General features: G+C 45.3%; 11 protein-coding genes. 3 read left to right on the top strand and 8 right to left on the bottom strand.

Annotated elements, in window-relative coordinates; translation table 11 throughout:
* The coding region (locus ENN47_03315; GenBank protein HDP77212.1) for an acyltransferase at positions 1 to 941 on the bottom strand (941 nt) is incomplete at its 3' end.
* Positions 942 to 1,349: 408 nt separating this feature from the next.
* On the opposite strand from ENN47_03315, the gene ENN47_03310 reads away from it, so the two are divergent.
* Together ENN47_03310 and ENN47_03305 are read left to right on the top strand one after the other, a co-directional pair.
* Complete coding sequence (locus ENN47_03310; GenBank protein HDP77211.1) at positions 1,350 to 3,464, top strand: hypothetical protein; 2,115 nt, start codon at positions 1,350 to 1,352, stop codon at positions 3,462 to 3,464.
* 36 nt (positions 3,465 to 3,500) lie between these two features.
* Positions 3,501 to 4,493, top strand: coding sequence for an alpha/beta hydrolase (locus ENN47_03305; GenBank protein HDP77210.1), 993 nt, complete (start codon positions 3,501 to 3,503; stop codon positions 4,491 to 4,493).
* Here the strand turns inward: ENN47_03305 and ENN47_03300 are convergent.
* Positions 4,483 to 6,141, bottom strand: coding sequence for a hydroxylamine reductase (locus tag ENN47_03300; protein HDP77209.1), 1,659 nt, complete (start codon positions 6,139 to 6,141; stop codon positions 4,483 to 4,485). The two genes, ENN47_03305 and ENN47_03300, sit on opposite strands and share 11 nt — an antisense overlap.
* A gap of 83 nt (positions 6,142 to 6,224) precedes the next feature.
* Positions 6,225 to 7,004, bottom strand: a complete 780-nt coding sequence (locus ENN47_03295; protein ID HDP77208.1) for a hypothetical protein — start codon at positions 7,002 to 7,004, stop codon at positions 6,225 to 6,227.
* A gap of 151 nt (positions 7,005 to 7,155) precedes the next feature.
* On the opposite strand from ENN47_03295, the gene ENN47_03290 reads away from it, so the two are divergent.
* Entirely contained in the window at positions 7,156 to 7,671 is a 516-nt protein-coding gene (locus tag ENN47_03290) for a winged helix-turn-helix domain-containing protein (GenBank protein HDP77207.1), read from the top strand.
* 84 nt (positions 7,672 to 7,755) lie between these two features.
* On the opposite strand, the gene ENN47_03285 is transcribed toward ENN47_03290, so the two are convergent.
* The 5 genes from ENN47_03285 to ENN47_03265 all read right to left on the bottom strand — a co-directional run.
* On the bottom strand, positions 7,756 to 9,000 hold the full coding sequence (locus tag ENN47_03285; protein ID HDP77206.1) for a hypothetical protein: 1,245 nt from the start codon (positions 8,998 to 9,000) through the stop codon (positions 7,756 to 7,758).
* 107 nt (positions 9,001 to 9,107) lie between these two features.
* On the bottom strand, positions 9,108 to 9,734 hold the full coding sequence (locus tag ENN47_03280; protein HDP77205.1) for a YkgJ family cysteine cluster protein: 627 nt from the start codon (positions 9,732 to 9,734) through the stop codon (positions 9,108 to 9,110).
* 1,055 nt (positions 9,735 to 10,789) lie between these two features.
* Positions 10,790 to 12,121 (bottom strand): xylose isomerase, encoded by a 1,332-nt coding sequence (gene xylA, locus ENN47_03275; protein ID HDP77204.1) that lies wholly within the window; start codon positions 12,119 to 12,121, stop codon positions 10,790 to 10,792.
* 14 nt (positions 12,122 to 12,135) lie between these two features.
* Positions 12,136 to 13,611, bottom strand: coding sequence for a xylulokinase (xylB, locus tag ENN47_03270; protein HDP77203.1), 1,476 nt, complete (start codon positions 13,609 to 13,611; stop codon positions 12,136 to 12,138).
* Between the two features lie 13 nt (positions 13,612 to 13,624).
* On the bottom strand, positions 13,625 to 14,078 hold a 454-nt coding region (locus ENN47_03265; protein HDP77202.1), incomplete at its 5' end, for an ROK family protein.

The raw sequence follows: 14,078 nt of genomic DNA, 5'->3' as shown, positions 1-14,078 counted from the left end.
GCTTTCCGCTTCGCCAAAAAGCTTCCTGACAAGATTGTTATTGCGGGTTCCGGCAGGAATCTTATCAACATGAAAACAACAGTCATGTTGATAAACCAGTATACGTACCAGAATCTCTCCATGATTTCAATTGGATCTCCAAAAAAATCAAAAATTGGATAAACAAGAAAGCCGGCAACTATGTGATACCCCAGCACAAACAGGGTCCGTTTCCCAAAGAGAGAAAAGATCCGCTTCAAGGGCGCATGCTTCTCTATGAGTTGTGCAATTCCGGAGATTGCAATTACTCCGACTAAGGCAGCAAATATGTACAGAGAGGGCGATGAACCGAAATAGTCTTCCATCAAATATACCCCATTACAAAACGCAGCGACGATCAAGTATAAGACAGATGCAACGATTGTTATAATGACGGGGACTCTTCGTGTCGATATCCCGAGAGATTTCACAAGCTTTCCCATCGCAAAATACGGCAGGACTGCCAGCGCAACGTCGAGTTTGAAAGGAAGCGATCCGTAGAGGAAGAACATCGACGCAAAGCCCAGCGCTATGCCTACTGGAAGGATCCGCAATTTACTGAGAACTGAGTAATAAATCTCCATAACAAAAACGGCCGGAATGAACCACAAAGGAATAATGTTTACCGGAATCGTTCCAACGGCAGTTCTAACTGTTAGAACATTCAGAACTACATCAACCAGCATGAAATTAAGCTCATCTCTTGTCACGATCATCTTCACAACCAGCCAGATCAATATGTTTACCGAGGCCATTGTATAGTAAGGAACAATTAATTGTCTAAATCTTCTCAAAAGGCTCGTTCTGAGCGTTCCTTCCTTCGATATCAATCCTGAAAGGAAGAAAAAGGTGCAAGCGGCAGGATTTATGAGATTTGCAACAATCTGTGGAGGAAGAGTGTGATACATCACCACTAGTGCCATCAGTAGGCCTCTGGCTACATCAATCCAGACTATCCGTTCATCAATGAAGTTTATTCGATCTGGTCGCTTTGCCAATGTAACACCCCGAGAAGAATTCACTTACAGTATATCACAGTCCAGAACGGTTCATCGAATCGGCAACGATCTATGCATGACTGCAGGCCGAGATCTCCACATGCATAGTTTTCCGAAATTCCCATCATTATGTTGGGCGACCAGACCATGAAAGATCTGGGATTTCGCAGAGATCTAGGAACTCACGCAGATTCTATGCTGAATTATGTCGTTCCCATTGTTATACTTATCAGTAGAGGAAGGTCAGAATTCTTGACAAAAGCCGTGATTTGGGACAGCGGTTACAATGAGAAATATTTCTGGCCGAAAGCCCGTCCCGCAGGAGGTATGGTTATGAGGAGAGTTCTTCTGATTATTATCTTACTCGTATCGTTCTTGGCGCTTGCCCAAGAGTACGATGAGCTGTTAAATACCCTTCTATCAAGGAGTGAGTCCTTTGTATCTTTCTCTGGAGCTGGCTTTGATGCGCGTTTTGTGCCAACGTATGCCGCTACTGATTCTGAAGTCAAAATGACGCAGGACCAGAATCTGCTGGGAATAATCATAGTCCGGTCTACAAGAGTCATGGATATCGAAGTGAATAGCGTCTTGATTATCGATGCCAAAAGCAACGAGAGAATCGTTCATAAAATCTACAAAGTTGAAGATTTGTCCACGCCTTTAGAACCACCTTTCTCGCTTCCTTCTGGAGGCGTTCTTGTTCTAACCTCGCAAACTCCAATAGATGAGTATTTCCTGGACATTAGGATACAGCAGATTCTGCTTCCATGGAGAGTCAAGACTTCTGAACCCGGCAGACTAGTTGAAATGGCGCCGGTGACTCTCGAAGAGACGGTTTCGGCATCAGATTCGGAGGCAAAAGATGATTATGGTTCTCTTGTAGTCGGTATAGCCGACTTGAATGACAGACTAGACTTCTTGCAGGACAATGTCGAAGGGCTCAATCTGCAGTTCAGGAGATTGAATACTCTATTCCTTGATACACAAGTTGCGCTGGCTGAATATAAGGCAATGGTAGATCAAGGCGCCTTTGATGTTCAAAAGTTCGCGTTGAGTATGGAGAATCGAATTGCTGCACTCGAAGAATCCTCAGTAGATAATCCTGTAAGAAGGATAGAGTTTGAAGAGCTTGGCGATTCTCTTGACCGTCTTTACTCTTCTCTTGCAGACTGGAGCGACGAGATCTCCAGGATTGAAACACTGGCTGCTTCTCAGAGCAGGCTTCAAGCGTCAGTACAAGATCTTCAGACCCAGTTAGCAGAGCTTGAGGAAGCTGCACGTAAACAAGCTGATTCCGAGGAGATTTCATCAATTATGGTGAAGATAGATGAAATTGGTGCAGGGCTTTATGCCGCTGAAACCAGACTGGAAGAACTCGGGACGTCTATTGCTGCTCAATCTGATGAAGTAGTCTCAGTCAGAGAAAACTTGGGCGACAGAATCGACTCTTTGACAAATCGATTGGCGGCTGCCGAAGTATCCGTCGAGAGCAATATAGAGAACATTTCGATTAACGGTGCGCAACTGGAAGAAGTGTCTTCAGAGCTGGAGGAACTTTCTGTTTACGTATCTGAGACCGCTCTTTCTCAGATGGAGAAAATGAGTTCAATGTCTGAAATATTGTCAGATGTTGAAGCGCGACTATTGGAGGCCGAGGGTTCTCTGTACGATATCGAAGAAATCAGAGCAAGACTTACTGCCTCCGAATCAACGACAAGAAATCTGTCCGACAGAATGGATAATCTTCAGGATACGTTCTCCTCAGTAGAAAATACCATTTCAAACCTTGTGGAAAAGGTTGATAACCTTGAAGTCGGTGTTTTTGGAACGGGAGCAATTGATATGGAAGAAGTCGAGACAGAGATACTTGAATTGCGGGAAATTGCCGACAGTCTTTCAAGAGGCTTTGTGAGATTCAACTCGGATCTGATGACTCTGAGAGAATCGATTCCTCCTGAAGGAGTATCAATAGAAGACTTTGAAGAAACTCGTGGCGAGTTCATGGAAGAGATAACCACTGTTCATGGTGATCTTGCTGAACTCAGGAGCGCCTTGACAGAGCTGAGCCTATCAATCGGGCTTCTTCAAGATTCTCTTGAAGACGTTTCAGTAGACCTTGATAGTATGAAAGGAAATTTCGACGGATCAGTTGCTGCAATTGACAGCAATTTGAAGACAATCAAGAGACTTCAGGATGATCTGTCCGGAACTAAGGAAGAACTTGCAAGAGTCAGGGAAGATCTCAGTTCACTCTCCAAGGACTTGGAGGCGAGAGTCGTTTCAAGAGAGGAGATCATCGCTATCGCTGAAGAGCTTGTGAATAAGTCCAGAGAAGAAACAGCACAAGAGGTTGCTTCACTGAGAAGGACGAACAACATCTGGTTGACGGTCGCAGTGATTTCATCTCTGGCAGCTATTGCTCTAGGAATAATAAACATTCTTCCTTAGATTCGAGAAATTGTTGAAGGGAGACGCTCTCACGAAATGAGTCCGACTAGAAAGACGCTGATAATTGTAGTTTTCTGTCTGGTCTGCTATGTTGGTCTTGCTGGATCACCGTTTTCGGAGATCAGGGTATTTGCCGATTTGGTTGAACAGCTGTTTCTGGCTTCGAGAAGCAGCGAAGACTTCGATCTGAAGAATCTTGAAGTTGATTCCTCCGGTAAATCGGTAATTGACTATAGATTCGAAGAAGATGTCATCTACTCTCGGGCAGGCGAAGAGACTCTCACAATGGACATTTACATACCCAACGATATAGATTCTCCGAGACCCGGCATATTGTATGTGCACGGTGGCGCTTGGATTACAGGCGATAAGAGAAGCGGTCCCGGAGTAGTTGTTGTTAGCGAACTCATCAGAGCGGGCTTCGTAGTCTTCTCTATAGATTACAGGCTTGCACCAAAGTGGAAGTTTCCTTCCCAGATAATCGATGTCAAAACTGCTGTCCGTTTTGTAAGAAAGCACTCCTCTGAATTCATGATCGACCCGGCCGTAATTGGAGCTTTTGGAACTAGTGCGGGGGCGCACCTGGTAGCTCTTGCTGCCCTAACCGCTGACAAAGGGTTGTTTTCAGGTGACGAATTCTCCGATCAGAGTGAGAAACTGATCTGTGTTGCGGATCTGTATGGCCCGACGGACCTGGAAGCACTGTTCACAGGGATTGAGAAAGAGCTGGCCGAGTTAATTTTCGGCATCGAAGAAGATGTCCTCAAAAAGGCCAGTCCTACTTCATATGTCGGAAGTGATTCCCCTTCGTTTCTTATAGTTCAGGGAGACAAAGACGCCGTTGTACCTCCCTATCAATCAGTCCGTTTGTTCGAAAAGCTCATAGAGAAAGGAACTAGTGCGGAGTTGATCATCGTGGAAAACGCCGGGCACGGATTAGTGCCCGACGGAGGAGAGATAAGACCTTCAATGTTGGAAGTCGCAGAGAAGGTAGTCAGTTTCTTCAAAAACACTTTGCCTAACCAATAATTGCGGAAAGATCCTCATCAACGGTCTTGATCGGCTTTATATCAAAATTGTCAACAAGTACCTTCAAGACATTAGGTGATACGAAAGCCGGCAGCACCGGCCCCAGGCGAATGCCTTTTACACCCATATATAAAAGCGCAAGAAGTACCGCTACAGCTTTTTGCTCATACCAGGCAATGTCATACTCGATCGGCAGATCATTGATATCTTCAAGGCCAAAAGCCTCCTTGAGTTTCAGAGCGGTCACAACCAGCGAATATGAATCGTTGCACTGGCCTGCGTCTACGACTCTCGGGATGCCTCCAATATCGCCAAGATCCAGCATGTTGTACCTGTACTTTGCGCAACCTGCGGTCAGTATAATCATGTCTTTCGGAAGCTTCTCAGCAAGGTCTGTGTAATACTGTCTCTCCTTAGAGTGTCCATCGCAACCGCCCATCACCACAAACTTCTTTATTGCACCGGCTTTAACCGCACCAATTATCTTGTCAGAGACTTTCGAAAGCTGGTCATGAGCGAGACCTATGATGATACTCTTGCCTGGTCTTGCACCAATATCCGCTATCTCAAGAGCTTTTTCAATGATCGGGGAGAAATCCTTCTCTTTTCCATCTACTCTGTTTGGTATGTGAGCCACTCCGGGCCAACCGACAAGACCTGTACTAAATATCTTCTCCTTGTAAGACTCCCTCGGCTTCTGAATACAGTTAGTGGTCATAAGAATTGGACCCCTGAATTCTTCGAATTCCTTTTGCTGATTATACCAGGAGGTCCCAAAATTGCCTTTCAGGTGAGAGAACTTCTTCAATCCAGGATAAGCGTTTGCGGGAAGCATTTCACCGTGAGTATAGATATTTATTCCCTTTCCTTCAGTCTGTTTCAGAAGCTCTTCGAGATCAAGAAGATCATGTCCGCTGACGAGAATTCCCGGTCCTTCAACCGTGCCTGTGAAAACTGAACTGATCTCCGGATTTCCGTAACTCCCGGTATTTGCTTCATCCAACAGAGCCATTGCCTTCACTGCAAATTCGCCTGCTTTGAGAACCAGAGAAACATAATCATCAACCGTGCGCGAATCGTCAAGACAGGCTGCAAGCGCTTCCTGTAGGAAGTCGAGGATTGAGTTGTCGGAATGCTTTAGAATGTACGCGTGATCGGTATATGCGGCAATTCCCTTGAGCCCGTATGTTAGAAGCTCCCTCAACGACCGAATATCCTCGTCTGAAGTGTTTAGTACTCCAACCTCAGCACCTTTCATTTCGTACACTTCCAGCCCACCGGATAGCTTCCAGGTGCAGGCTTCGGGAACCGGGTCATCGAAATCCTTCCCATGCTTCCTTCTGAAGCCCTCTTTGAAAAGCCGTTCGATTCTCTCCCTTGCTTCAAGCGCCCTTTCAATCTTTTCACCGAGGCTCTCGGAATCAAAATCGACATTAGTGATCGTTGTAAACAAACCTTCCGCAACATATAGGCCTGTCTCTACGTCTGTCACTCCGATTTCTCGAGCTCTGACTCCCCAATACGAAATTCCCTTCAGAATCCATATAAGCAAATCCTGAAGATTCGCTACCTCTGGCTCTTTTCCACAAACACCTTTGACCGTGCAACCTGTTCCCTTCATCGTTTCGGAACACTGAAAACAGAACAAGAAAATCCCTCCTTTGTCGACATGAATATCTTACAGTCACGGTCGTAGCGATGTCGGTAACAATTGTTACCCTGCTTGATGAATCAATAATATGAGAATTCTCTTGAGTAGATGAATTCTTCGGGAGGATTTGAACCATCGAGAAACTCCGTTCTATGAAATTCCCGGACTGGATTGCCTTTCTCATCTCTTGATAGAATATCCACCCTCTTACGATATTCCGTTGCCTGCTCTTGACCTTCTTTTCTGATCCTGACTATCATCCTCTCGCCATTAAGCGACCCGTATGAGTCATAGGAAAACTTGCTTTCAACAACAATGTAAACATCTGTTTCGAGTTCGGGAATATTCTCCCTGACTATTGAATAGCTTTCAAGCTTTCTCCCGCTTTCATCAAAAAAGAGAGTGTTTGTCGAAACTCCTGTCTCCGTCAAAATTGAAAAAACAAGAGTTCTTTCATCGGTATCATACCAGTAGCGAGTTCTTTCCAGTTCAATACCTGACTCGTCATAGGCAACCGCATCGTAGAAATCTCCATCATAGTAGATATCCACTCTCTGGAAAACAGACCCTTCTTCATCAACGAATTCCTTTGTAATCAACCTTTCCAGATCATCGTATGTATACTTTGTTCTTGCTCCGTCAGTTTCTCTGGAGACCAAAAAACCAGCCCGATTGAAGGTGAGTATTTCTGGATCAGAAATCATGAGTTCGGCTCCCAATTTCACAATCTCTATTTTGACAGTGTTGACCTCTCCGGAGAAGCCAAACTGCTGGGCGGTAAGTTCCTCTTCCATAAAGACTCCCATCAGTGTGCCTATTGAGACCACTAATAGAACAATTATCACTATTATTTTCCTCATTCTATCTCCTCGCTTTGCTATTGGCTTTATCAATGATATCAAATGGATGGCCATCAAGTACCTTCGATGATTAGAAGTCTATCCAAATCAGCTCTGCCCTTCTATCTTCTGATATACTCAATATGTTGATTAAGAAGCTTTTGCTGGGGGGATTGGAGTGAATTTCAAAGAACTATCTGAGGCAAGTGGAATCAAGTATGAAACAGTAAGAAATTACGTGAAAGTCTTGATTGAAGAAGGGCTTATTGATGAAGTCAACGAAGATGTAATCGAGATTGTCAAGAAAATGCCGAACTACACTTCCAAAGGCTTCACGGTTGTTGAAGCTGCCCATAGAGCAGTTGTACTAAAGGATACTGATACTTACGTTACTGAAGAACTGGCAGAACTTCGAGATAAGATAGCCTGCCTTCAAGAAGAGAACCAGAGGCTGGAAAGAGAACTTGGCGAGGAGAAAGCGACGGTCGCGGAACTGAAGGAAAGACTGGAGTCCTTCGAGAGCAATGCAAAGAACTCTTCAGCTATTGCCGTATACAAGGAGGACGCCAAGACCGCCGCTGACGCATTGAAGACGACAATTAAGTCAGCCGGAAGCGGTTTTGTTCAATTCCTGCAGTGGCTATTTGCTACTGATGAAGAAGTGACCGAGGACCATTCGGGTAAATGAAGTAGAACTTTCTTTCAGAAACAAGGAGACGCTTCTGTTGCTTCAGCGTCTCCCAGAGAAACATCTATTTTGGTGAAGGAAAAACTAGAAGTCCAATGTTGCAAGGATGCCAGTGTACCATTCTGCCCAGGTAAAAGCGTCCTCCGAATCGGCGAGAGCTACGAGTGCAAAGTATTCTCCGGGACCAAACATATCGGCATCAGTGGATTCAGAGAAGAGAGCGAGCCAACAGAGCTGCCCTGAAAAGTCTAGAGCAAAGATGCTTATGGTAGATTCCCCATCTATGTGGCCAGCATATTCATCGATTATCTCATAGTCCCCGAAACCACCAAGGTACGTATAGACAAACTCGTCCAGCACTTCGTTCGTATACAATGCCTCAGGAGATTCACCGACAAAGACCTTTCCTACAATCGTTCCACGCAGTCCCAGATCGGCAACTTCAAAAGTATCTGAAAAGTAGAACTCAACGGAAAACTCCGGGGGCATCATGAACCCGAAATATTCTCCATTAACCTCTATCCAATCATCGACGGAGAGCTCTATGTCGTCTTCACTGAGCAATGAATCAACCATTCTTATGAAAGGATCGGTATGTTGTTTTCCTTCCGGTGGAAGCACGACAACTACTTCTTCAGGCTCTTCTTCCTCATCAATGAAGCTTCCCACAATTCCAGCGATGATCTCCTTGGCTCTCTCAAGATCGGCACCTGAATAGTTTGTAGGTTCGAAAACAAACATTGTAACAGGGCCAGGCTCAGTTACTTCAACCTCTTCGGACGGATAATACACGATAACAAACGGGTAATCTACTTCTGATCTCACTTTAAGAGATGCCAGATACACGACGAGCCCACTGTCTAGCTCTGCAGTCTCCTCGTATCTATTTTCAGTCGAAGCGTTCTCGCCATACAAAGAAGTGACCACTGCCTGGATCAGCTCATCTCGTTCGTAGGATTCAAGCTGGTAGAAAAAAAGTCTACCAAACAGCAATCCGTCTTTGTCATATACCTGAACGTCGTAGTTCAAGCCGGATTTCTCTTGAAAAATCGAGAAATCTCCTGGTATCATTATCTCTGTAGGACCTATCAATTCGACCTTCCAGGTGTTGTCCTCTGGAGCTTTCCATCCCTCTCTGAAACTTGCTAGTAGAGAATCAACCGTTCGTAGAGTCAGAGTAGTAAGTCCTTCTGAATCAGGAGAATCCACTTCAGCTTCGGTGGCATCTGCTGTTTCGGTCGGTTCAGGGGTAAGGGTCCTAAGTCCAAGCTGCGCCATAAGTGTTGCAGCGCAAAGAACTATAAGCAGCATAAAAAACAATCTTTTCATACGTACACCTCCAAGTTATCACGGTCTCAGATCTCGTGACTTCTTTAAGAGAATTCTACTACCGGAATTTCATTATTGATACTTCTATCGAGTGACTAACTGAAAGATCAGGCAGTTCTGTCGTAACCTCTTCCAGTGAAGTCAAATCTCATCCCCACATATTCAAGGGCCCTCCTCAACGCTAAGTTGACTGGGAAAGCTTTTGCGCCCATATATGGGTCAATTCCCCTAATCTGGCTCGAATAATCAGCGAAAACCGGGATTTCCAACCCGTTCGAAAGTTTTTCAAAAAGATTGTTCACAGATAGTGGATAGTGATTTTTCATGTGCCTGCAAACCACGGGAATCACCTGTCCCGATCTGTTTACAATTCCAGAAAAACCAAATAATCTGCAGAGGAGTGGTCTGCTTGAGTATTCGGTGCATCCCCCCTCTTCACATAAAGCCGAGGAACTTTCGAAGAGAACACACTGATCACTGTCGTAGACTGAATCAAGTCGATCAAGCAACTGAATGGCCTTTCCTTCAGTCCAGAGTCTCAAAGAAAGAGGAAGAAATTCCGTGACAGTAACTTGAATCGCATCACCCGAAGTCTTGCAACACTCCCGACAAGAAGGCGGACACCTAAGACCTGTCTCAAGCCGGACATTTCTAATTGTCTTCTCAACCGAATCCAAAATCTCCTGAATTTCACTTGCTTTCCTGTAGAGATCATCAAACGGTAACCCGCTAATCAAACCAACTACCTCCTCAAGCACACTGGTTAGATCTTCTCACTTCTCAAAAGACAAATCAATTCATCGAATGTAAATTCTCTGCAGAATTACCCCGATAAGGAGAAAGGACGAAGGCATTTCAGTAGAAGCCGACAGGGTTTACTGCAAGGAAAGATAATCGGAATACCGATTAGCCATTTGCGGTTTTCTTTTCACCGCTAAGAGAGCGAGGAATGGGATTTCAAATACAGTTCATGACATCAACTCAGGCTATCACATGTCTTCACATCCTCAGCATGAGCTTGACTCAAGATTTGGTTCTTTTGAACCGTGACCGTGGTTGGAGGTGGCAGGTAGCGGGTTCGTAAGTGCAAAAGAAACTGGTTTTCGGTTGAACGGTTTTCCTTTGGCCGAGGGCAAAAAATGTTGTTCGTTCCAGAGCAAGGATCTGTTCTTTGTTCTTGGTCAGACCATTTGCTCAGAGAGTAGAGAAGGGGGAAAGAAAAGAGCTCAAGCAAGGATCTGGGATCTTGAAAGGTCTTGAAGAGCTCTTCAATTCCCTCTCGAGAGGGGTATCGACGAAAAATCAGTTCTTCGTTCCAGAGCGAGAATCTGTTCCTTGTTCTTGGTCAACGTCAAAAACCATGAGGTGAAACGAACATGACATAATGGGATCTGATATTCGCTCTCGATTACGAGGAACACTACTGACGCTCGCTCTCTCTGATCATTTCGCGGTTCTTAACCAAGAACCTGGACGCACAGCGTCGGAACTATGAACCACTCTTCTTCTCTTGATTTTAAGTCCCCGCTTGAGCTGCTTAAATTGACTGCCATGTTAGGTTATTCTTGCATCATGTTCTGCACACAGTATTTCGCCTGCAGCGAATAAGGATCAATCGAGAAAAGACGACTCCTAATTCTGGACAGCTTCATAGTCTTCTTTCCTGCAAAGATCTTAAGACAATCGATTTTTGAACAAAGGATAGGTCATTCAACTTTTCCTTGCAGTTTCTCATACTCTTGAAAGAAACGAGCGGTCTGTTATGGCCGCTCGTTTGAGATTATGAAAGTCAGCAACTTCTATTGCCGGCAGCAATTATTGCCCAGTTCAGGAGTCTTTCGAGGTATTCCTGATTTGATGGTTCTGGGAGAGGGTTCTTCTTGTCGATAATATGCTCTTCAAGTGATCGGAAACTGGCTCTGCCTTCCAAGATGTCCTTGCCAATTCCAGACTCAAAGCTTCTGTACCTTTCCTTGAGAAGCCTTTCCAGAGTCCCTTCATCTATCAGTCTCGCAGCCGCCTTCAACCCCAGAGCAAATGTATCCATACCGGCAATGTGAGCCACAAAAAGATCGCGCTCCTCATATGAACCTCTTCTTACCTTAGCATCGAAGTTCAGGCCGCCGGGATTCAGCCCTCCGTTCTTAATTATCTCGTACATTCCGAGGGTAGTTGAGTAGGCATCTGTCGGGAATTGATCCGTATCCCATCCCAGTAGCAAATCTCCCTGATTGGCGTCCACGCTTCCAAGCAAACCATTGATCCGCGCAAATCTTAGTTCATGCTGAAAGGTATGCCCTGCAAGAGTTGCATGATTAGCCTCGACATTGAACTTGAAATGCCCTTCTAGACCGTATTTCCTTAAGAAAGACAATGCATTTGCAACATCGAAATCGTACTGATGCTTCGTAGGTTCCATGGGCTTAGGTTCTATTAGAAACTGACCTGCAAAACCGATCTCTCTGGCATAGTCGACTGCCATGTGGAAGAACCTCGCCAAATTGTCCATTTCGAAGCCCATATCCGTATTCAGCAAGGTTTCGTAACCTTCCCTTCCTCCCCAGAAAACGTAGTTCTTGCCGCCCAACTCCTTGGTAACTTCAATTGCCTTCTTTACCTGAGCCGCGGCATAGGCGAAAACATCGGCATCGCAGGAAGTAGCTGCCCCGTGCATGAATCTCGGATTGGCAAAGAGATTTGCAGTTCCCCACAGTATACCTACGTCACTTGTCTTCAGGTGATCGGCAATGTGAGCAGCAATCTCATCTAGCTTGCGGTTGGTTTCTCTAAGCGTTTCTCCTTCAGGTGCTATGTCCCGATCGTGAAAACAGAAGAAGTCAACACTCAACTTCTCGCAGAGTTCGAAGACTGCGTCAATCTTGAACTTTGCGAGAGTCATCGGATCCTGTACCGAATCCCAGCTTCTTCTCATTGTAGGCTTCCCAAACATATCAAGTCCATCGCCCTGGAATGTGTGCCAGAAGGCAATTGCAAACCTCAAATACTCCCTCATCGTTTTCCCCAATATGACCTCGTCAGGGTTGTAAAAACTGAAAGCCGTGGGATCACGATTGTCAGGCCCTTTATACTGGATCTTCTCTATCTTGTCGAAAATGCCCATTCCACTTCCTCCATTCAATCTACTATTCTTTCCTGCAACTTGCTTATCTCTCTATAGTTATCTTTTATGCTGCGGTATAAATTCTTATATATGCCGAAAACACCGTCATAGACTTCCTTAGCTCTCTCATTCGGCCTATACTCCTTCTTCATTCTGATCCATGAGGACGAATCAACCCCTACAGCTCCAGCGGCGAGTCGTGCGGATCCATATGCCGGACCCTCGTCGACTTCAGGCAACCAGATCGTTTTACCAAGATTGTCTGCAATTATCTGACACCATGTATCGCTTCTCGAGCCCCCTCCTACAATCCTCACGTTGCTGAGATCAGACCCAAGACTCTCAATCAGTTCTGCTCCCTCCCTAAGTGCAAAACCCACACCTTCGTAAATGCTCCTGAAGACGTCTCCAACGCTGTGGAAAGTGGAAAAACCAAAGAGGGTACCTCTTGCGTTCGGATCTCGGTGCGGCGTTCTTTCGCCGTTAAGGTATGGCAAGAAGATTACTCCGTTGGAACCTTCCGACGTTCTGCTGACCAAGTTTTCCAAAGCTTCAAAGGAAAGACTTTCGCCAAATCTCTCTTTGAACCAATTAAGCGAATTTGTGGCAGAAAGAATCACTGCCATATGATAGAAGTCATCCCCTGTTACATGCCTAAAAAGATGAACTCCCCCTTCTGCATCTGGAATTCCTTGTTTGGTCAGAGCAACAACTGTCCCCGATGTTCCGACACTTATCATCGCATCCCCTGGATTTTCAACCCCGCACCCATAAGCCGACGCAGCATTGTCCGCACCGCCGATAACGACCGGTACGTTTTTCAGCTCAGGAAGTGAAGGGTGATTGATTGTTCCAGCAATCTCACCTGATGCAATCAAAGCGGGATTCGCCGAGAAGCTGATACCTGCAATCTCCTCGATTCGCCTATCGAATTTTCCATCGATATCCAGCATTGAAGTTCCCGACGCATCCGAAAAATCAGTCGCAACCGCTCCTGTCAGCTTCATTACGATGTAATCCTTCGGCAGCATCCACCTTCTAATTCTTTTGAAGCTCGAAGGTTCGTTGTCGGCAAGCCACAGTATTTTTGGGAGCGTAAATCCAGTCAATACAGGGTTCCCGAACCTCTCTATGATCTTTTTCTCTCCTCCGAATTGTTCCGTTATCCGCAAACACTGACGCTCCGTCCTCTGATCACACCACAGGATCGCGGGATAAACGACATCATTATTTTCATCGAGCGCAACGAGAGAATGCATCTGTCCACTAACAGATATTGCAGAGGGATCGGCTCCATTCTTACTGGCGAGAGCTCTCAAAACAACTGAAACAGCATTCCACCATACCTCGGGATTCTGTTGAGCCCATCCGGGTCTGGGGGTCTCCATCGTTATTTGATAAACAAAAGAGTCAATAATATGTCCGCTTTCATCAACTGCGATTCCCTTTACAGAAGTCGTTCCTACGTCTATTCCAAAGTATGTGGTCATAATACTACTCCCTCTATACGAAATCAGCTGTCTTGTTATCAATAATGTGTAGAGCAGCTCCTATCATTTTCGAACTAGCCATTCCCTTTTCATGTAGAACACTTCTGATTATCCTGATGTTCTGACCAGTAGCATAGAGAACTCTCGAATTCACCAGATCTATCAGGTTGCGCAACGAGTTCTCTGGAATCATCGAAGCCACTCCGCCCAAAATGACAACCTCAGGATCAAGCGAATTCACAATGTTGACTATACCAACAGCGAGACTCTTCTCAATCTGGTTCAAAAGAGGTTCAAAAACTGTTTCAGATGAACTCAGAATGCTCAAGTACTTCTTGTTGTTGCTATCCCCTACAAGCGAGAATCCCATTTCATTTGCTCTGGCCACGATCGCTTCAGTGGAGGCTACTGTTTCCCAGCAACCTAAATTCCCGCAATAACATTTCTTTCCGTCAATCTGGACAGTC

Origin of the sequence: Mesotoga infera (assembly GCA_011045915.1) — a bacterium.
GTDB classification, from domain to species: Bacteria; Thermotogota; Thermotogae; order Petrotogales; family Kosmotogaceae; genus Mesotoga; species Mesotoga infera_D.
Note: the sequence above shows the minus strand (reverse complement) of the source record. Positions and strands in the feature narration are given on the sequence as shown.